The sequence below is a fragment of the Roseateles sp. genome, from assembly GCF_031397715.1.
Classification (GTDB): Bacteria; Pseudomonadota; Gammaproteobacteria; order Burkholderiales; family Burkholderiaceae_C; genus Paucibacter_A.
Genome location: NZ_JANNMI010000063.1, coordinates 1 through 19,680 on the forward strand (window position 1 = coordinate 1; position 19,680 = coordinate 19,680).

A 19,680-nucleotide genomic window follows, 5' to 3' on the forward strand; every position below is an offset into this window, starting at 1 on the left:
AGCCCAACTTCGGTTGCCGATGCCACGTCAGCCTCAACTGGCAGCGCCTCAACCATCTGCACTTCAACCCGCACCTCGCCCTTCTCGGTGAACTTCAACGCATTGCCGACCAGATTGACCAGCACCTGGCGCAGCCGCAGCGCGTCGCCGATGGCGCGTTGCGGCACGCCCGGCTGCACGCGTGCATGCAGCTGTATGCCTTTCTCATGCGCTTGCAGCAGCAGCGGGTGCAGGGCCTCGCGCAGGCAGTCGTGCAGCGAGAACGGTGACTGCTCGATCAGCACCCGGCCGGCCTCAATCTTGGCCACGTCAAGCAGGTCGTTGATGATGACCATCAGCCCCTTGGCCGAGTTGTGGGCCAGCTCGATGAATTTGCGCTGCTTGTCGGTCAGCTCGGTCAGCAACACCAGCTCGGTCAGACCCAGCACGCCATTCATCGGCGTACGGATCTCGTGGCTCATATTGGCCAGGAAGCTGCTCTTGGCCTGGCTGGCAGCTTCGGCGGCCTCACGCGCCGTTTCCAGCGCCGCCTGGCTGGCTTTCAGGTCGGCAATATCGCGGGCATTCAGAAGCAAGACCGCCTCGCCGGTGGCGGGGTCGCGCATCGGGCTGGCGTTGATGCCGTGCCAGCACAGACCGGCGCTGGTGCGCAGCTCGAAGTCCGCCTTGACGCTCTGGCCCGCCCGCACTTGCGCGACCACATGCGCGGCGTCCTCGGGCAGGGCAAAGATGGCCTCAAGTTCGGCCTGCTGGGCGCTAGGGGCTGGCTTGGCTTGTGAAAACGTCAAGGCAGCGGCGGGGTTGCGCATCAGGCAGCTGCCGTCCTTCAGGCTGTACATTGCGACGCGCACGGAGGTGTGCTGCAAGGCCTCGATGCCACGCAGCGCGCTCAGGTCGGCCCCGCTGGCCAATGAGTCGGCCGCAAACAGCATCACTTGGCGGCGGTCCGGGGTCAGGATGCCGCGCGACACCAGCATCGCCGTGGTGGGCTGGCCTTTCGGGTAGAGCGTCCACTGCTCGCGCACGATCTTGCCCTGGCTGTGGTCGGCGGCGGTAACGGCCAAACGCTCGCGCACCGCTTCGCTGGTGTCGGAGAAATCGCTGGACAAAAACTTCTCCGCGCTGCCCGCCTGCCAAAAGCGCAGGGCGGCCGCGTTGGCCCAAAGATTGCGTTGCCGCTCGGCGTCAAACACCCACATGGGCACGTCGAGCCAGTCGTAGTGCGTCAAACAAGAGAAGTCGAGCATGAGGAATCTGCGCAGGCAGGGGCTAAGTCGGGAGCAAACCCGATATTGTGGCTTAGTCGACGACGGCGGCCCGGTAAGCGTGCCAGCTGGCATGGCCCAACACGGGTCCTGCGATCAGCAGGCCGCTGAACCAAGGCAGCAGGGCCAGCACCACGATGCTGGTGATCAAGAAGCCCCAGAACAGCATCACAGCAGGCTCGGCCAGCACCAAGCGCAGGCTGGTCAGACCGGCTGTGACGGCATCGGCTTGGCGGGCCAACAGCATAGGCATGGCAATCACGCTGATTGAAAAGATCAGACCAGCGAACAGACCGCCCACGGCCAGGTAGGCAACGATGAAGCTGAGGTTCTCGGGGTCGAGCAGCTTGGTGATCGAGCCGGCAAAGTCCGGCATGCCGTCAAAGCTAACGGCGAAAACGATCAGCGCGGCGCGCCCCCAGATCATCTCCAGAATCAACAGCACGCCGCCGAAGATGGCGATCTGCGACAGGCGCCGCCGCCATGCGGTCAGCGAGTCCAGCAAGGTCGGTTTTTCACCCCTCTCCAGCCTTGCGCTCACCTGGTAGAGGCCCAAACACATCAAGGGTCCGACCAACAAAAAGCCCGCCGACAAGGCCAAGGTGTAAATCGGTGCATGTCGAAACACACCCAGAATCGCCCAGCCCATCAGCATGAAGCAAAGGCCATAAAACAGGCCGATGGCGGGAGCGCGGCAAAAGTCGCGCCAACCCGCACGCAACCAGCGCAGCGGGTCGCGCAGGCTCAGCGGGCGTAGCGGGATGTTGAAGGAATTGTCGAGCGGCGGCGGTTCAAGCGGTTTGGTCTGCGTCATCCGCGCAGCGTAGAGCATGGCGGGGGCTGCGCACCAGCGGACTTTCCAGCAGTCCGCCCGCTTTAATCAGGCGTCAGCCGCGCCGTACGCGGCGGACTTCATCCCAGATCAACAGAACCGCGCCGACCGTGATCGCGCTGTCGGCGATATTGAAGGACGGGAAATACCAGCCGCCCGCATGCACCTGGATGAAGTCGACCACATAGCCGTGCAGCAACCGGTCGATCACATTGCCGATGGCGCCGCCCAGGATCAGACTCAGCGCGGTGGCGAACAGCGTCTGTTGGCCATGGCGGCGCAGCATCACGGTGATGAACACCGTCGCCACCGCGCCCAGGCCGACAAAGAACCAGCGCTGCCAGCCGCCGGCGCCGGCCAGGAAGCTGAAAGCTGCCCCGGTGTTGTGGACACGCACGACATTGAAGAAGCTGGTGACGAAGCGGCTGTCCCCTAACTGGAAATTCCCCAGGATCAAGACCTTGGTGAACTGATCCAGCAGGATCACGATCAGGGCCAAGCCCAGCCAGAGGCCCAGCTTGTTGCCGCCGGCACTGCTTTTCGCTTTGGTCGCCATCGCTCAGGCCACCGCGCGGGTTTCGCCGCTGCCGTGCAGATTGCTGTCGCAACGGCCGCACAGCGCCGGATGCTCGGCGTTGGTGCCAACGTCGGCGCGGTAATGCCAGCAGCGCTCGCACTTCAGCTGTGCGGATGGGCTGACCGACACGGTCAATTCAGACGCTTCGGTCAGCGTGGCCGCCGACGTGATCAACACAAACTTCAAGTCATCGCCGAGCGTTTGCAGCAAGGCCAAGTCGGCCGCCGGTGCGCCGACCACCACGTCGGCCTGCAATGAGGAGCCCACATCGCCGGCCTTGCGGACCTCCTCGATGCTGCGGTTGACCGCCTCGCGGATTTGGCGCACACGGGTCCATTTGGCCAGCAGCTCGGCGTCGGGCGCCTTGAAGTCCCAGAAGGTCTCGGTGAAGATGCTGTTGCCGCCGTGGCCGCCTTCGAACACTCCCCAGGCCTCCTCGGCGGTGAAGCTCAGAAATGGCGCCATCCAGCGCAGCATCGCGTGGCTGAGCTGCCACAGCACGGTCTGCGCCGAGCGGCGCGCCAGGCTGTCGGGCGCGGTGGTGTAGAGCCTGTCCTTCAGCACATCGAGGTAGAAGCCGCCCAGGTCTTCCGAGCAATAGACCTGCAGCTTGGCCACCACCGGGTGGAACTCATAGCGCTGGAAATGCGCCAGGATCTCGCCCTGCAGCTCGGCCGCACGGGCCAGTGCATAACGATCTACTTCCAGCATCTGGTCCACCGGCACGGCGTCCTTGGCTGGGTCGAAGTCGCTGGTGTTGGCGAGCAGGAAGCGCAAGGTGTTGCGGATGCGGCGGTAAGAGTCGACCACGCGGGCGAGGATTTTCTCGTCTATGGCCAGGTCGCCCGAGTAGTCGGTGGCGGCGCACCACAGGCGGATGATCTCGGCGCCAAGTTTGTCGCTGATCAGCTGGGGTGCGACGGTGTTGCCGACCGACTTGCTCATCTTGCGGCCCTGGCCGTCGACGGTGAAGCCATGCGTCAGCAGGCCGCGGTAGGGTGCGCGGCCGTAGAGGGCGCTGGCGACCAGCAAGGACGAGTGGAACCAGCCGCGATGCTGGTCATGGCCTTCCAGATAGAGGTCGGCCTCGGGGCCTTCGGCGTGTGCCGCGCCCAGATGGCTGCCCTTCAATACATGCTGGAAGGTCGAGCCGGAGTCGAACCAGACGTCCAGAATGTCGCTGCCCTTGCTGTACTCGGCAGCTTCCGCGCCCAGCCATTCGGCCGGGTCCAGCTTGGCCCAGGCCTCGACGCCACCGGCCTCGACGATGACGGCCGCGCGCTCGATGAAGTCCAGCGTGTTCGGGTGCGCCAGGCCGCTGTCCTTATGCAGGAAGATTGGCAGGGGCACGCCCCAGGAACGCTGGCGCGAGATGCACCAGTCGGGCCGGCCCTTGATCATGTCGCGCAGGCGGGCACGGCCGGTCTCGGGGTAGAAGCTGGTCGCCTCGATCGCTTCGAGCGCAGTCTGGCGCAGCGACTTCTCGGGCGCTTCTGTGGCAAACAGACCAACGCCCTCGTCCATGCGCACAAACCACTGCGCCGCCGCCCGGTAGATCACCGGCGTCTTGTGGCGCCAGCAATGCGGGTAGCTGTGGGTGATCTTGGTGTGCGAGAGCAGGCGGCCGGCATCTTCCAGCGCTTGGGCGATGACGGGGTTGGCCTTCCAGATATGCAGGCCGCCGAACAGCGGCAGCTCGGCCTCGTAGGCGCCGTTGCCTTGCACCGGGTTGATGATGTCCTTGAAGGCCATGCCGTGGGCGATGCAGGACTGGAAGTCATCCAGACCATAGGCGGGCGCCGAGTGGACCACGCCGGTGCCGTCCTCGGCGGTGGCGTAGTCGGCCAAATAGACGGGGCTGTTGCGGTCATAGCCCGGGTCGACATGGGCCAAGGGATGCTTGAAGTTCAGGCCGGCCAGGTTCTTGCCCAGCGTGGTGGTCAAAATCTGACCCTCCAGCTGCCAGCGAGCCAGGCATTTTTCTACCAGCGCCTCGGCGATCATGAAGATGCCACGCGGCGTGTCGACCAGGGCATAGACCAGCTCGGGGTTCAGGTTCAGCGCCTGGTTGGCCGGGATGGTCCAGGGCGTCGTCGTCCAGATGACGGTGAAGGCTTCTTTCTCCAGCGCAGCAAGACCGAAGGCGGCGGCCAGCTTGGCGGGCTCGGCGCTCAGGAAGGCGACGTCGACGGCCGGACTTTGCTTGTCCTGATACTCGATTTCGAATTCGGCCAGCGAGGAGCCGCAATCAAAGCACCAGTAGACGGGCTTCAGGCCGCGATAGACAAAGCCGCGTTCGAACAGGCGCTTGAGCACGCGGATCTCACCGGCCTCGTTCTTGAAGTCCATGGTGCGGTAAGGATTGTTCCAATCGCCCAGCACGCCCAAGCGCTTGAAATCCTGGCGCTGCGCGTCGATCTGCTCGCCGGCATAGGCGCGGCTCTTGGCCTGCACCTCATCACGCGGCAGGCCGCGGCCGAAGGTCTTCTCGATCTGGTTCTCGATCGGCAGGCCGTGGCAGTCCCAGCCGGGGATGTAGGCGGCGTCAAAGCCGGCCAACTGGCGCGCCTTGACGATCATGTCCTTCAAGATCTTGTTGGCGGCGTGGCCGATATGGATCTGGCCGTTCGCGTAAGGCGGGCCGTCGTGCAAGACGAACTTGGGCGCGCCGGCACGCGCCGCACGCAGGCGCTGATAGGTGCCTTGCTCGTCCCAGGCCTTGACCCAGCCCGGCTCGCGCTTGGGCAGGTCGCCGCGCATCGGAAAGGGCGTGTCCGGCAGGTTCAGCGTGGCGCGGTAGTCTTTTTTGTCTGTCGTCATGATGGCGGAACTCATACGTTGGGCTTGCTGCCGTCACGCTTGTTTGCGCGCGGCCGCAGCTTGGAGAGAGGGGCGCCGCTGAACAGCGGCCGGTGCGAATCTAGGGGCGAGCGGCGCGCGATTCAAATTAGGCCGCAGCGGTCGCGTCAAATTCGGTCGCGGGTGGTTTGGCGCAGCATGGCCGCATGCGTGGCCAAAAAGGCGCGGGCGTCCGTCACATCCTGCCGGATGGCGGCCGTCAAGGCGGGCAGCCCGTCATAGCGGGCCTCGGCGCGAAGTTTATGCAGTAGTTCCACACGCACGAGTTTACCGTAGGCCCCGTTCACGCCGAGCGGCGCAGGCCAGTCCAGGCAATGCACCTCCAGCAAAACGCGGCCGGCCTCTTCAATTGTCGGGCGCACGCCCAGCGACGCGACGCCGTCCAGCGCCTGTGCTGCCAGCCCATGCACGCGTACCGCGAATATGCCTTGGGCGGCCGGCTTGGCATGGGCAAAGCGCAGGTTCAAGGTCCGAAAGCCGTTTGCCGCCCCGGGCTCAGATTCACCTAAGCTGCGGCCCAGCTTTTTACCGTGCACCACATGGCCGGAAATCGAATAGGGCCGGCCCAGCAGCCGAGCGGCGGCCGCCATATCGCCTGCGCTCAAGGCCTCGCGCACCGCCGAACTGCTGACCCGCTGGCCATGTACCTCGTAACTCATCATCCGCGCGACGTCAAAGCCCTGCGCACGACCGGCCGCGTCCAGCGTGGCGTAGTCGCCCTGGCGTTTGGCACCGAAGCGGAAGTCGTCGCCGACCAGAATGTACTTGGCGCCCAGGCCTCGTTGCAGCACTTGCTGAATGAAGTCCTGCGCACTCAGATTGGCCAGGCCTTCGTCAAAGCGCAGCACCACGACTTGGTCGATGCCGCAGCGTTCCAATTCACTGAGCTTGTCACGCAGCGAGGCAATGCGGGCCGGCGCCAAGTCGGGCTTGGCCAACTTAGCGGCAAAGAAGTCACGCGGATGCGGCTCGAAGCTCATCACGCAAGACGGCAGGCCGCGGTGCTGCGCCTCCGATCTAAGCAGGGCCAGCATGGCCTGATGGCCACGGTGAACGCCGTCGAAATTGCCTATGGTCAGCGCGCAGGCGGGCGCAATGCCGGGGTGGTTGAAACCGCGATATACATGCATGGGCGCAATTATGGCCGCGCTTGTCGGACTGATCAGGCCAGCTCCGCTACCTGCAGATGCCGTTGCACCACCGCCACCAAATCATCCATCTCGAAGGGCTTGACCAAGTAGTCGTCCATACCGGCGCGTATGCAGCGCTCGCGGTCGCCGTTCACCGCGCTGGCGGTCAGCGCGACGATGGGCACATGGCCAAGGAACTGGCTGCGTTCTTGGGCGCGCCAGCGGCGGGTCGCCTCGAAGCCGTCCAGCTTGGGCATTTGGCAGTCCATCAACACCAGGTCATAGGCGGCGGTTTCCAGCCGCTCCAGCGCTTGCAGACCGTCCTCGGCTTGGTCGACTTGCAGGCCGCAACTCTCCAGCATGGCGGTAGCGACCAGCACATTGACCATGCTGTCATCGACCAACAACACGCGCCCCGACAACTTGGGCGCCGCCCGCACCACGCCGCGCGCTGCGCTCAGCGGCGGGATCTCGCCCACACAGGGCAGCAGCGGCAAGGTGAACTCGAACAGCGAGCCCTGGCCGGGGACCGAGCTGCAGCGCAGGTCGCCGCCCATCGCACGCGCCAGCTCGCGTGAAATCGTCAGGCCCAGGCCGGTGCCGTCTTGGCGACGTGGCTTGTTGGCTTGGCCGCTGTGGGCCGTGGCCTGCTCGAAAGGTGCGAACACGCGCTCCATTTGGTCGGCGGCGATGCCTTCCCCGGTGTCGCGCACGGCGAAGCGCAACAAGGTGCCGGCACGCATGTCCAGCGTGGTGCCGACCTCGATCAAGACCTGACCCCGTTCGGTGAACTTGATGGCGTTGCCGATCAGGTTGTGCAGCACCTGCTTGATGCGCGAGGCGTCACCGAGCGCGTAATGAGGCAGGGTGGGGCTCAGATGCAGCTCGAAGCCCAGACCCTTGTCGCGCGCTGCCTCGCCCAGCAGGCGGCAGACATCGTCGACGGTCTCCCGCACATTGACGGGGCCGGAGTCGACCGCCAGCTTGCCGGATTCGATGCGCGCCAGATCCAGAATGTCATTCACCAGCGCCAAGAGATGGTGGCCGGAGCGCCGCATGATGTCGACCTGTTCGCGTTGCTGCGCGTCCAGGCCCGAGCGTTCGAGCAGTTGCGTCATGCCCAGAATGCCGTTCAACGGGGTGCGGATTTCATGGCTCATATTCGCCACAAAGCGGCTCTTGCTGGTGCTGGACTGCTCGGCCGTCTGCAGCGCTTGCTGGCGCTGCTGGGCGACGCGGTCGGTCACCAAGCGCATGCGCAGCAGCTCGGTGCTGCGCTTGTCGGCGCGCCTTGATTCGTGCAGACCAATTGCCACAAATGTCATCAGTCCCAGCGCTGTGAAGGCGCCGAGCTGGCTGCCCAAGCTCAGGTGGTAGGCGATCAGCGGCGCCAATGCGAAGCCGCTGAACAATAAATTGGCGCGCCAGCGGCCGCCCAGATTGAGAAGGGTGATGCCGCTCAGAGCGACCAAGGCGGCCAGAATCACGCCCTCAAGCTCGGGTGCGGCGCTGGCGTGAAAGAACCAGCCGGCGACTCCCCAGCTGAGCGACTCCAGGGCGAGCGTGACCATGAAGCGCCGCCGCCATGGGGTCAAGGCTTGGGTGGTCGGCGTGCTGGGGCTGGCTTGCCAGTAACGTCGAAACTTCAGGGCATCCCAGCAGCGCAGCCCGCTCAGCAGCAATTTGACGCCGAACCAAGTCAGCAGCATCGTCTGTGGCAGATGGGGCCAAAACAGCAACACAGGCACCAAGCTGAAAGCCACGCCCATCAGCGAGGGCGTGATGATGCGCTCACATAGGGATGCGAAACGCTCCGACTTCACCTGTTCGGTGATGTCGGGTGGCGCCTGCTCCAAGGCAACTGCTGCAGTCATTTTCGGTATTCCCTCGGCAAATCGGCTGCACTTTTTTGGCAACTCTTTGACGGTCGGCCGGGATCCTTGTCCATGCCGCCGCTCTAAAGTCGAGGTTCTACAGACACTTTGTTACAAAATGACCCGGGTCTTCCCTGAATCGTCGCGCGGACGCCGCAGCTGGCTTGTTTTTTGAGGGCAAACACCAGGCCCGGCCCAGTGTCATCAGGCTGTTATGTGGGTGTGATGAGGTCAGGGCTGCTGAGCCAGATCCATTCGCCCGGCTTCAAATCGGCCGGCAGGGTCAGTGCGCCGAACTGCGGTCGGTGCAGGCTTTCGACCCGGTTGCCGACGGCCGCCACCATGCGCTTGACCTGGTGGTATTTGCCCTCGATCAGGGTCAGGCGCAGGCCATGCGTGCCGAAGGCCTCGGCACCCTCGGCGCGCACTTGCTCGGGCTTGTAGGGCACGGTGCGCTCGGGCTTGGCGCCGGGACTGCCAGGTGGCTTGCTCGACTCCGGCTCACGCAGCTCCACACCGGCCAGCAGTTGTGCCACCATTTCAGGCGTTACGGGGTGTTTGCACTGGGCCTCATAGACCTTGGGCACATGGTGCTTGGGGCTGGTCAGCTTGTGGATCAGCGCGCCGTCGTCGGTCAGCAGCAGCAGGCCGGTGGTGTCTTCGTCGAGGCGGCCGATCGGCTGGGCGTCGCGCTCACGCAGCGGCGCCGGCAACAGATTCATCACGCTGGGGTGGTGTTTGGGCTTGCGCGAGCATTCATAGCCGCTCGGTTTGTTCAACAGGATCAGCGCCTTGGCGTAATAGGGCCAGGTCTTGCCCGAGACCTCGAACTCCAGGCCCTCGGTCTCGAACTCCTCCCAGGGGTCGGCGATGACATGGCCGCCGATGCTGACCTCGCCATTGAACAGCAGTCCGGAACACAGGCGACGGCTGCCGAAGCCTTGGGAAAACAGGATTTGGGCGATATGCATCTTCATGGGGGGGATTGTCCCTCAGCGTGCAAGCCCCTCCAGTTCAAAGTCGGGCGCGACGATGAAGTCGCCCTCGGCCGGCACGTCAAGCGGGCGCGCCAGCAGGCCGCTCAGCCTGAGTTTGGCGACCTGCTCGGGTGCGATGCGCAGGCTGTGGCGCCCCGGCATGACCTGGTGCAGCAGGTAGTAGCCGTCCGAGGCGCTCAGCGCTTGGGCGATCACCTGGCCCGCTTGATTGACCAACTCGATGCGGGCGTCGCCGATGCCGCGTCGTTTGCGCTTGCCGCCGTCGTTGCCGTCATTGGCAACCAGATAGACCATGCCCTCGATCTCCGAGGTGGCGACGATGGGGAACTCGAGCAGCTCCACCTTGCCGGGTCTGGGCAGCACCCGCAGGCCGGGCTGTGCGGGTCGCCATTGCGGGTCCTCCAGGGTATTGACGTCGACCGCGATGTCGCTGTACTGGCCGGCCGGCAGGCGTGCGATCAGGGCGCTGCCCTGCTCGTCGGTCAGTTGCGGGTGGCGCCCGCCGCCGTTCAGGATGAAGCCGGCGTTCGGCACGGCCGGCTCGTCCGCATCGCGCTGGCCGTTCAGATTGCGGTCGACAAAGGCCCGCGCCGACACCGCGCCGGTGCCTGCGAGCGGTTGGGCGTCGAAGAACCAGCTCCGACTGCGTGGGTTGTGGCCCATCGCCATGAACAGTTGCAGGCCGACGGCAAACTCGCGCTGGCTGCTGCAACTGCCGCTCAAGGAGAGCCCGAAGCTGCCCAGGAATTTGCTCAGACCGACGCTCAGCTGGGTGGTTTTGGACAGGATGGCCTGCTGCAGGCCGGCGTTGACGCGGTAGCCGCCGCCCAGGTCGCGGTCGGCCGTGATGGCCAGGTTCTGCAACTTGGGCGTGGGCCGGATGCCGAAGGCCAGGCCGGCGCTCAGGCCGAAGCCGGCGATCCGTCGACTCAGTTGCAGGCCGCCGTCGGCGCTGATCTTGCTCGGCCCCTGGGTGGCGCCGAGGCGCTGCCATTGCAGGGTGCTGGAGACCGAGGTGCCGGCCAGCACGGTCGCGGCGCGGCCCAGCAGGGCCTGGTTGCTGGTCCCCGAGACCAGGCTGTCGTGCACGGCCTCGACCACCAGCGACAGCGCCGGCAACGCCCCCGAGCCCCAGCTTGGCGGCGGACGCAGCATGCTGTACAGGCGCAGCTTGTCACGGTAGCGCAAGGGGTCGACCCCGGCGGGGAACAGCGCGCTGCTGAAGCGGCCCAGATGCTGTTGATGCAGCAGGTCGATCGAGTGACCCCCCAGCCGGGTCTTCAGGCCCAACTCGGCCAGGCCGGCGCCGCTGGCTTGGCGGGTCAGCTGGCCGCTCAGCACATAGTTGTCGGCGTAGCCGCGCAGCCCCAGTTGCCCGTAGCTGTCAGACGCCTTGCCGGCATTGATGTTCACCAGCGCGGCGTTCGCCGCCAGGGCACGGCCGAGGCCCAGATCGAGCTGCGCCACGCTGTGCAGACCGCCCCAGCCGGTGCGCTGCTGGGCGAGCGAATAGAGCAACTCGCCGGGCTTGACGTTGGACCGATCGAGCAGAAAGCTCTTGCGTTCGACCCGCAGCTGACCGAGCGGGCCGTTGAAGACCAGGCGGAATTCGTTCGTGCCGAAGGACAGCGGCAGGTCCTCGAAGGCGTAGCGGCCATCGCCGCGGCTGGCTTGATAGCCGGCCAGCGCGTCGTTGTAGTAGAGCGTGACGTCCCAACCCGGCGGCAGGTCGCCGCGCAGGCTGTGACGGTCAAAATTGCTCGGCAGTTCGAGCGCGCGGTTGCTCAGCAAGATGCCGTTGCCGCTGGCATTGCCGGCCAGCACATTGGCGACGCCGGGCACGGCGACATTGCCGATCTCGGCCGAGCGCGCCCGCAGCGGCCCCAGCAAACCGGCCTCGGGGTCGTGTCGGCCCAGCGTCAGGCGCAGCGTGGGCGCGCCGCCGTCGCGCGACTTGGCGACAAAGGCCGAGCCCTCCAGGCCGAGCAGGTCGCCGGTCAGGTAGGCGGTGTAGACGGCCTGCAACTGGCGACCCTGGCGGTCGGCACGGGCCTGGCTGCCCAGGGTCTGTTCGATGAAGGGCAGGCTGAAGGCCTGCATCGGGGCTTGGCTGCGCGGGTAGCCGCGCAGGGCGGCGGCGTCGGCGGTCTGGCCATGGACGCTGCCGCCTAAGCTCTCGCGCGCCAGCCGTTCCTGCATGGGCAGGCGTTCGCGCGGCTGGATGTGCAACTGCAGGCGGGCCATGTCGGTGCTCAGATCGACCGGCAGCCAAACCGCCAGCAGGTCCTGGGCAACATAGAGATCGCCGTCGATGAGACGGACCTTGTGCAGCGGGAAGGCCTGCTCGCGGCCGTTCAGGCTGACCATGCCGCTGGCCAACGAGACGGCGAACTGGCGCTCTTCGCGCAGGATGAAGCCGCTGGCACTGGCTTGTTCGGCGTCGACCGTCAGCCCCAAGCTCAGCAGCCGCGCCAGCTCGGCCAGCGGCAGCAGCAGTTGCTTGCCGTCTTGATAGGCGCTCAGGCTGTCGGACAGTTGATGGCCCTCCAGCAGCACCTCCAGCACCAGGGAATTGGCCTCGATGTCGAGCGCTGCGGGTGCCGGGGCGGCCAAACAGGGTGCACACAGGGACGCACACAGCAGACCCAGGACCAAGCCCGCCAGGGCCAGCAGGCGGGTCGCCATCAAGGCAGGGTCAGCTTGGCTTCGGTGAGGGTTTTGCCGCCCAGTTCGGGGCGGTCGCGGTAGACGACCTGGAGCGTGCCCTGCTCAAGCTTGGCGCCCTCCGGCAGGTTCAGCGGCATGCGCGCCTTGCGCAGTGGATTGGGGGCATAGATGGCCACGCCGCCGGCCTTGGCCACTTCGACCGGGGGGCGCCCTTTGGCGGTGTAGAAGACCTGGAAGTCGCCGTAGGCCGAGCGGTTGCCGCTGCGCCTGAGCGCAAAGCCCAGCACCGGCTGCGCGCCATCGGCCTGCTCCAGCAGCAGCTCGGACAGGCTCAGCTCCAGCTGCATCTCGCCATGCCGCACGATCACCGGGATGGACGCGCCGATCAGCGCGTTCAAGACCACACCGACCTCCTTGCCCGGGCCCGCGCCGACATCTTCGACGCTGCTGCCGCTGGCGGTCTCTGCGACCCGTTCGAATTGCAGATGGGAGCGGTACTCGCCGCTGGCCAGATCGGCCGGCCGGCGCAGTTGCAGGCGCACCGTTTGCGAGGCGCCGGGCGCGATCGTCACCTGGCGGGGCGAGAAGCGCAGCATCGCGTCGGCGAACAAGTCGCCCGGTCCGGCCGTGTCGATGGCCACGAATTCGCCGTTCTCGCCCATGCGGCGGTTGACGAAGCTGATGCGGTAGGTTTCGGGCGTCTTGCCCTGGTTGATCAGCTCGACCTGGGCGGCGCGCTGGTTTTTCTCCATCACGATGCGGGTCGGGTAGAGCATCAGGTCGGCATGGGCCCTGCCGGTCAGCGCCAACAGGCTCAGCAGTACAAGGGCGGAAAACTTGATCATGGTGGTGGATCTACTGGTATTCAACCGTGATGTTGTAGTTGCCGGAGTAAGTGCCGGCGGCTTGATTGGCGCCCACGTTCAGGCTCGCGCCGATGCGCAATTCCTTCAGCGTCGGGCCGAGTTCGTTCAGGCTGGCGATGAAGCCGTTGACGGCCAGGCTGTGGCCGTTCGCAGAGGTCAGCAGCACGCTGTGATCGGCGGGCAGGCCGATGGTGTAGCCGGCGCCGGAGCTGCCGGTGATGATGAATTGCGCCGCCGCGGCCCCGCTGCCTTGGCCCAGCAGGATCACGCCGCCGCTCTTGCTCCAACGGCCGTTGCTGCTCACCTGCACGCTGCCGCCATGGCCGGCCAGGAAGCTGCCGAAGGACAGCCCGGCGGTGCGGACGACGTTTTGTGCCGCCGCACGGTCCACGCTGAAGGCCAAGATGGCTGCGCTCGCCAAGGCCAGGCCGCGGCGGCGGATGTGCAGGCGCGCTTGCATAGAGATTCAGTTGTAGCCGACGATGATGCTCAGCCGGTCGGTCGCCACAGGCTCTCCGGGGGCGGCGGTTGCGCCAGTCAAGCTGCTCGCCGTGATCGCCACCGCCGGGTCGCCGCGCAAGCTGCCGTCATTGGCTTGAGCGTTCAAGATGCTGACCGCCTGTGCCGACCGTGGTGCAGCGGCTTGGGTCGGGAAGGCGGCCGCCATCACGGAGGCCAGCCATGCGCGCCAGGCGCTTGTTCTTTTCATGGCCTGGCTGCGGGTGCGGGCGGGTTGACTGGTCGGTCTGCGTCGCTCAGTTGTAGGCGACGGTGACCGAGAACGCGCCGGTGTAGGCGCCCGGCGCCTGGGCGGCCCCGACGTTCAGGGTCGCGCCGACCTTGACGTTCTGCGCACCCGCCGTCAAGGTGCCGGTCGCGGCCGGGCTGCTGACGAAGCCGGTCACCGGCATCGCCGCGCCGGCGCCGGTCAGCGACACGGTGCCGTCGCTGGGCAGGGTGATCGCATAGGTGAAGCTGCCTTCGCCGCTGACCGCAAACACGGCCGCCGCAGGGCTGCCCTTGTTGGCCGCCGGTTGAGCGATGGTGCCCGAATTGATCGTCACCGCATCGGCCGTGCTCAACGAGACGCTGCCGCCGGTGGCACCGACCGCGTAGTTGCCGAACACCAGATTCGAGGTCTTGGTGATCGCGATCGGCTGAATGATGGTGGCCGAGGCGTCCGCCGAGGCGCTGGCACTTTGTTGCGCAAAGGCCGAGCCGGCCGCGACCAGACTCAAACTGGACAAGATGATGCAATTACGGATAAGGCGATTGAATTGAATGTTCATGAAATTCTCTTGGTTTAGGTTTTTTTGATAAGTCCATCTTTCGCTGCTTGGGCTACTGCTCTGCTGCGGCGGGCGATCGTCGGTGCTTGCCGGCAGCACAGAAATATAAAACTAACTTCTTTGTCCCCGGTGACCGTAATTTACGAGCAATTGGGTTTCTTGAACGGTCAAGAAAGGGTCTCTTTTTGGCTTAATAAATATTCAAGAAAATACTTGCAAATCAATGACTTGGCGGCGTTTTTGAAGGTCGTTTTAAAGTGTGATGGAGTTGGCATTCGAGGCCTGGAAAACGAGTATTAACCCGCACTCTGTCGACCCTTTTTAGCGGTCTGCTAGGGTTTTCATGGAGTGAATTTTAGAATCATCGATGAAAGAATAGTTTCTGTTTTAAGCCGGTTATTGAAAGTATTTTTTCATATTGAATGCAAACCTCTTGAGCAACCCTCGGCTCGCCAATTTGCCCTTGTTGCAGCAGATTGCCCAGCGCGCGCCCTTGATGCCCGCTACCCAGCAGCGCATGGCGGCGGCGGTGCTGGCGCATCCGTTTCGGGCCGCCACCGCATCGATTGATGACTTTGCCGGTGCAGCGGCGGTGTCGATCGCCTCGGCCAATCGCTTTGCGGTGGCACTGGGTTTTCGAGGTTATGTTCAGTTTCGGGCCGAGCTGGCGCGGGCCTTCGAGACCACCTTGGCGCCGGTCGAGCGGCTGCGCAGCGGCCTGGCTCAGCCCGCGGCCGACAGTGCCGAGGCGATGGCCGGCTCGCTGGATGAGGACAGGCGCAATCTCGAGCGTATCCGCGAGGCGCTCATGCCGGCGAGCTGCGAGCGCGCGGTCGACCTGATCCTGGCCGCTCGGCGCGTCAATACGATGGGCTTTGGTGCCAGCGCATTCCTCGCCGGGCTGCTGCACCATGAGCTGGACGCCTATTGCGCAGACGTTGTGACGCTGGCGCAAATGGCCGGCCCGACCCATGCGGCGCGTCAGATCTTCAAGCTCGGGCCGGAGGATTTGCTGATCCTGATCGTGATGCCGCGCTATAGCGAGGACGCGTTGACGCTGGCCGGGCTGGCGCGTGAGCGGGGCTGCAAGATCCTGGCGCTGACCGACCAGGCCAGCTCGCCGGTGGTGGCGTTGGCCGACCAGGTGTTGTATGTCCCCGCCAGCAAGCAAATGTCGGCGACCTCGAGCACGGCCACGCTCGCCTGCATCGAGGCCCTGTGCGCGGCGGTGGCACGGCGCACGCCGCAGGCCGTGGTGCGGGTGCAGGAATTGACGCGCTTCGTGATGCCTTGGCTGCATCTCAGCAAGAGTGGCCCGCCAATGCCTACCCAGCGGGCGGCTTCAATAGGCAAAGACGGGAGTGAGCCATGAGCACAAGATCCACCCAGCCGGCGACGCCGCTGCTGGCCATCCACGGCGGCGCCGGCACCTTGCTGCGCAGCAAGATGACATCCGCCAAGGAGGCCGCGTATCTGGCCGCGCTGCAGCGCATCTTGCTGGCCGGCCAGGCCCAACTCGGCGCCGGCGCGCCGGCGCTGGAGGTGGTGGTCGAGGCGGTGCGCCAGTTGGAGGAATGCGAGCTGTTCAATGCCGGGCGTGGCGCGGTCTATACGGCGGCCGCCACCCATGAGCTGGACGCCAGCGTGATGGACGGTAGCAATCTGCAGGCCGGCGCCGTGGCCGGCTTGAGCACGACGCGCAACCCGGTGCTGGCGGCCCGCGCCGTCTTGCTGCACAGCGAGCATCTGATGTTCATCGGCGCCGCGGCCGATGCATTCGCGGCCGCTCAGGGCCTGGAGCAGGTCGCGCCGGCATGGTTCGGCACCGAGCTGCGGCTGGCGCAACTACGGGCGGCGCAGGGTGAGGCGCGCGGTGCTCGGCTCGATCATGATGTTGAGACCCAGCGATCGGGCCCGCTCGACGATGCCCGCAAGCTCGGCACCGTCGGCGCGGTGGCGCTGGACGCGGCCGGCCATTTGGCCGCCGCCACCTCAACCGGCGGCATGACAAATAAGCAGCCCGGCCGGGTTGGCGATTCGCCCATCATCGGCGCCGGCTGCTACGCCAATGACGCCACGGTGGCGGTGTCTTGCACCGGCACCGGCGAGGCCTTTATGCGCATCTGCGCTGCCTACGATGTGTCCGCTCAAATGGCGTACTTGGGTCTGCCCTTGCAGGCCGCCGTCGACAGCGTGATTCAACTCAAGCTGCCGGCGGTGGGCGGCAGTGGCGGCTTGATCGCCGTGGCAGCCAATGGCGACGTCAGCCTGCGCTTCAATACCGAGGGCATGTACCGAGGTTATGCGCGGGTCGGCGCGGCGCCGGTGCTGGGGATTTATGGGGATGACTAGCCTGAATCAGGCGAACACGCCGGCCGTGTCCGTCATGCGGGCGCTGACCTCGCCGAGCTGATGCAGGCTGTCGCCAAACTGCATTTCCATCACGGTTAGGCGCTTGAATTAGTGGCTGGAGATGTATTCATCGGTGACGCCGATACCGCCGTGCAGCTGCGTGCATTGCTGGCCGACAAAGCGCATGGACTGGCACAGCTGCAGTTTGGCCTGCGCCAAGGCGCGCCGCCGTACCGGGGCATCCTCGTTCAGTTTCAAGCTGGCGAAATAGCTCATTGAGCGGGCCAGCTCCAGCTGCATTTTCACGTCCGCCATGCGGTGGCGCAGCGCCTGGAAACTGCTGATCGTGACGCCGAATTGCTTGCGCTGGTTCATATAGTCGGCAGTGATGGCCACGAGTTTTTCCATCGCGCCGACGCCCTCGGCGCAGAGCGCGGCTAGCCCGACATCGACGGCCAACTCCAGTACCGCCAGACCCTGCTCGGGGCCGACCAGCAGGCTGGCGCTGGCGCCATTCAGGATCAAGTCGCCGGCGCGGGAGCCGTCTTGCAGGCCGTAGGCGCGGCTGCTGGCGCCGGCGGCGCCGCGCTCGACCAGATAGAGCGCGATGCCGTCAGGCTGACCGGCCGGCACGATGAAGGCGTCGGCTTGGTCGGCGGCCGCCACCAGGTTCTTGGTGCCGCTGAGCTTGCCGTCCATCGCCGTTGTGCTGACCTGACTCAGGCTGTAGCGCGCCGCGCGTTCCTGCTGAGCCAGCACGACCAGGGCCTCGCCGGCGGCTATTTTGGGCAGCCACTGGGCCTGCACGGCCGCGGGCGCATGTTTGAGTACCGCCGGGGCGATCAAGCCGGCCTGTGCGAACGGCTCCATCACGATGCCGCGGCCCAATTCCTCCATCACCACCATCGCGTCGATGGCGCCGAAACCCATGCCGCCATGCGCCTCCGGCACAGCCAGCCCCAGCAGGCCCAAGCCGGCCAGCCCGTCCCAGGCCTGGCGCGAGAAGCCGCCGGTCTTCACAATGGCCTGGCGTTGCGCAAAGTCATAGTCCTTGGCGACCCAGCGGGCGACCGCATCACGCAGGGAATCCTGGTCTTCGGTGAAATCAAAGTCCATCTTGCTGCGCTCCTTAGCCGAGTACCGTCTGGGCGACGATATTGCGTTGTACTTCGTTCGAGCCACCGTAGATGGTGGTCTTGCGGGTATTGAAATAATGGCTGGCCAGCGGCGCGCAATAGGCGGCGCCGACATGGTCACCCTGCCAGCCGGCCTCCATCGCCTCGTGAATGAGGGGCAGGCTATAGGGGCCGCCGGCCAGCATCATCAGCTCGGCGTAGCGTTGCTGGATTTCGCTGCCGCGGATCTTCAACAGGCCGGCCACGTCGAGCGATTGGCGGCCGCTCTTTTCGGCCGACAGCACGCGCAGCACCATCATTTCCAGCGCGACGATATCTACCTCCAGCAAGGCGACCTGATCGCGGAAGCGCATATCGTCAAGCAAACCCTCGGCCTTGGCGATGCGCTTGAGGCGTTCCAGCTCCCGCTTGGCGCGGTTCACATCGGCGATATTGGTGCGCTCATGAGCGAGCAGGTACTTGGCGTAGGTCCAGCCCTTGTTCTCCTCGCCGATCAGGTTTTCGGCCGGCACCTCGACGTTGTCGAAGAACACCTCGTTCACCTCATGCTCGCCGTCCAGCATGATGATGGGGCGTACGGTCACGCCGGGTGACTTCATATCGATCAGCAGGAAGGAGATGCCGGTTTGGGGCTTGCCGGAGTTGTCGGTGCGCACCAGGCAGAAGATCCAGTCGCCGTATTGGCCCAGCGTGGTCCAGGCTTTTTGGCCATTGTCGAGGAAGCTGCCATTGGCTTGGCGCTCGGCCTTGCACTTGACCGAGGCCAGATCGGAGCCCGAGCCCGGTTCGCTATAACCCTGGCTCCACCAGACCTCGCCGCTCATGATGCCGGGCAGGAAGCGCTGCTGCTGCTCGGGCGTGCCGAAGGCCATGATGACGGGTGCCACCATCACGGGGCCGAAAGGAACGACGCGCGGCGCACCGGCCAGGGCGCATTCTTCCTCAAACAAATGTCGCTGGACGGCGTTCCAGCCGGGGCCGCCGAACTGCTTGGGCCAGGCCCAGCCGTGCCAGCCCTGCTTGCCCAGGATCTGCGCCCAGCGCTGCATATCGCTCTTAGCCAGGCGTTGCGCCTGGTGCACCTTGGCGCTGATGTCCGGGGGCAGGTTGTCAGCCACCCATTGCCGGATCTCGGCGCGGAAGTTGAGCTCGTCCGCTGTGAAATTCAAGTCCATGCTGCTTCCTCTGCCTTGTTCGGAACGACCGATCGATCCGAACTGGGTTTTAGCACGAACGTTCTAATTGGTTTTGTCTCAGCAGCGACAGCGCGCCGACGCCGCCCAACAAAAAAGCGGCCACAAGGGCCGCTTTCGCTCAAATTGACTCAGCCGCTGTGGCCGATATCAGCTGGTCTTTGCTTTGCCTTGGCGACGGGTGTAGACGACACCGAACAAGGCCAAGCCGGCGAGCGCCAAGGAGCCTGGTTCGGGAACGGCGTTCTGGGTCACGCTCACCAAGGTTTGGCTGGTTGCCGAGTTAAAGACCGTAAAGGAGTAGTTCGACGCCGTGCCGGTCCCGATGCCCGCCCAGGTGCCGGTATTCAAGGCGGTCAAATAGGTGTTGATTTGGCTTGTCAGCGCGGCGCTGTATCCGCCGGCTCCCGTCGAGGCAAGAGCGGTGGCGCCGCCAGCCGTCGTCCCTTCGCGCAAGCCACCCGAGGTGGCGTTGTAGTTGGCCCAGCTCCCTGCGTTGGCACCGGCCTTGGTGTCACCCAAGACCTCCCAAAGTGCGAACTGGAACGCGGCCGACTTGATGCTGTTGTTTGTCAACGTCGCATCGGCATAGGCGTAGTTGAACAACTCGGTGACCTTGTTCAAGACTTGGGTGTTGCCGGC

Annotated in this window: 16 protein-coding genes and 1 pseudogene; 2 read left to right on the plus strand and 15 right to left on the minus strand. The window is 65.3% G+C overall.

The window, feature by feature from the left end; genetic code table 11:
* The 12 genes from RMO57_RS02875 to RMO57_RS02930 form a co-directional block, all read right to left on the minus strand.
* Window positions 1-1,247: histidine kinase dimerization/phospho-acceptor domain-containing protein (locus RMO57_RS02875; RefSeq protein WP_310384029.1), on the minus strand; the 1,247-nt coding region annotated here is incomplete at its 3' end.
* 52 nt (window positions 1,248-1,299) lie between these two features.
* On the minus strand, window positions 1,300-2,079 hold the full coding sequence (locus RMO57_RS02880; RefSeq protein WP_310384031.1) for a DUF2189 domain-containing protein: 780 nt from the start codon (window positions 2,077-2,079) through the stop codon (window positions 1,300-1,302).
* A gap of 73 nt (window positions 2,080-2,152) precedes the next feature.
* The gene (gene lspA / locus RMO57_RS02885) at window positions 2,153-2,653 is read right to left on the minus strand and encodes a signal peptidase II (protein WP_310384033.1); all 501 of its coding nucleotides are present in this window, start codon (window positions 2,651-2,653) and stop codon (window positions 2,153-2,155) included.
* A 3-nt stretch (window positions 2,654-2,656) separates the two neighbouring features.
* Complete coding sequence (ileS, locus tag RMO57_RS02890; protein WP_310384036.1) at window positions 2,657-5,494, minus strand: isoleucine--tRNA ligase; 2,838 nt, start codon at window positions 5,492-5,494, stop codon at window positions 2,657-2,659.
* 146 nt (window positions 5,495-5,640) lie between these two features.
* A complete protein-coding gene (locus tag RMO57_RS02895) occupies window positions 5,641-6,663 on the minus strand; it encodes a bifunctional riboflavin kinase/FAD synthetase (RefSeq protein ID WP_310384038.1) in 1,023 nt (340 codons plus the stop codon).
* 32 nt (window positions 6,664-6,695) lie between these two features.
* Window positions 6,696-8,537 (minus strand): response regulator, encoded by a 1,842-nt coding sequence (locus tag RMO57_RS02900; RefSeq protein ID WP_310384040.1) that lies wholly within the window; start codon window positions 8,535-8,537, stop codon window positions 6,696-6,698.
* A 212-nt stretch (window positions 8,538-8,749) separates the two neighbouring features.
* Window positions 8,750-9,508 (minus strand): 16S rRNA pseudouridine(516) synthase, encoded by a 759-nt coding sequence (locus tag RMO57_RS02905; RefSeq protein WP_310384059.1) that lies wholly within the window; start codon window positions 9,506-9,508, stop codon window positions 8,750-8,752.
* A 21-nt stretch (window positions 9,509-9,529) separates the two neighbouring features.
* Window positions 9,530-12,220 carry a carboxypeptidase-like regulatory domain-containing protein gene (locus RMO57_RS02910; RefSeq protein WP_310384042.1) on the minus strand — a complete coding sequence of 897 codons (2,691 nt, stop codon included), beginning with the start codon at window positions 12,218-12,220 and terminating at the stop codon, window positions 9,530-9,532.
* Window positions 12,220-13,047, minus strand: a complete 828-nt coding sequence (locus tag RMO57_RS02915) for a molecular chaperone (RefSeq protein ID WP_310384044.1) — start codon at window positions 13,045-13,047, stop codon at window positions 12,220-12,222. Before RMO57_RS02915 ends, RMO57_RS02910 begins: the two co-directional genes overlap by 1 nt.
* 10 nt (window positions 13,048-13,057) lie before the next feature.
* Window positions 13,058-13,528, minus strand: coding sequence for a DUF4402 domain-containing protein (locus RMO57_RS02920; protein ID WP_310384046.1), 471 nt, complete (start codon window positions 13,526-13,528; stop codon window positions 13,058-13,060).
* Between the two features lie 6 nt (window positions 13,529-13,534).
* On the minus strand, window positions 13,535-13,777 hold the full coding sequence (locus RMO57_RS02925; RefSeq protein WP_310384047.1) for a hypothetical protein: 243 nt from the start codon (window positions 13,775-13,777) through the stop codon (window positions 13,535-13,537).
* Between the two features lie 46 nt (window positions 13,778-13,823).
* On the minus strand, window positions 13,824-14,357 hold the full coding sequence (locus RMO57_RS02930) for a DUF4402 domain-containing protein (protein WP_310384048.1): 534 nt from the start codon (window positions 14,355-14,357) through the stop codon (window positions 13,824-13,826).
* 433 nt (window positions 14,358-14,790) lie between these two features.
* Here RMO57_RS02930 and RMO57_RS02935 point away from each other — a divergent pair, with 433 nt between their 5' ends.
* Together RMO57_RS02935 and RMO57_RS02940 are read left to right on the plus strand one after the other, a co-directional pair.
* Complete coding sequence (locus tag RMO57_RS02935) at window positions 14,791-15,729, plus strand: MurR/RpiR family transcriptional regulator (RefSeq protein ID WP_310384050.1); 939 nt, start codon at window positions 14,791-14,793, stop codon at window positions 15,727-15,729.
* A complete protein-coding gene (locus RMO57_RS02940) occupies window positions 15,726-16,709 on the plus strand; it encodes an isoaspartyl peptidase/L-asparaginase family protein (RefSeq protein ID WP_310384052.1) in 984 nt (327 codons plus the stop codon). The genes RMO57_RS02935 and RMO57_RS02940 overlap by 4 nt, the downstream gene beginning before the upstream one ends.
* Before the next feature lie 6 nt (window positions 16,710-16,715).
* On the opposite strand, the pseudogene RMO57_RS02945 reads toward RMO57_RS02940, so the two are convergent.
* The 3 genes and pseudogenes from RMO57_RS02945 to RMO57_RS02955 form a co-directional block, all read right to left on the minus strand.
* Window positions 16,716-17,825 (minus strand): annotated as a pseudogene (locus RMO57_RS02945) (acyl-CoA dehydrogenase family protein).
* Window positions 17,826-17,838: 13 nt separating this feature from the next.
* Window positions 17,839-19,020, minus strand: a complete 1,182-nt coding sequence (locus RMO57_RS02950; protein ID WP_310384056.1) for an acyl-CoA dehydrogenase family protein — start codon at window positions 19,018-19,020, stop codon at window positions 17,839-17,841.
* A 168-nt stretch (window positions 19,021-19,188) separates the two neighbouring features.
* Window positions 19,189-19,680, minus strand: a 492-nt coding sequence (locus tag RMO57_RS02955) for a PEP-CTERM sorting domain-containing protein (protein WP_310384058.1), incomplete at its 5' end; no start/stop codon positions are given.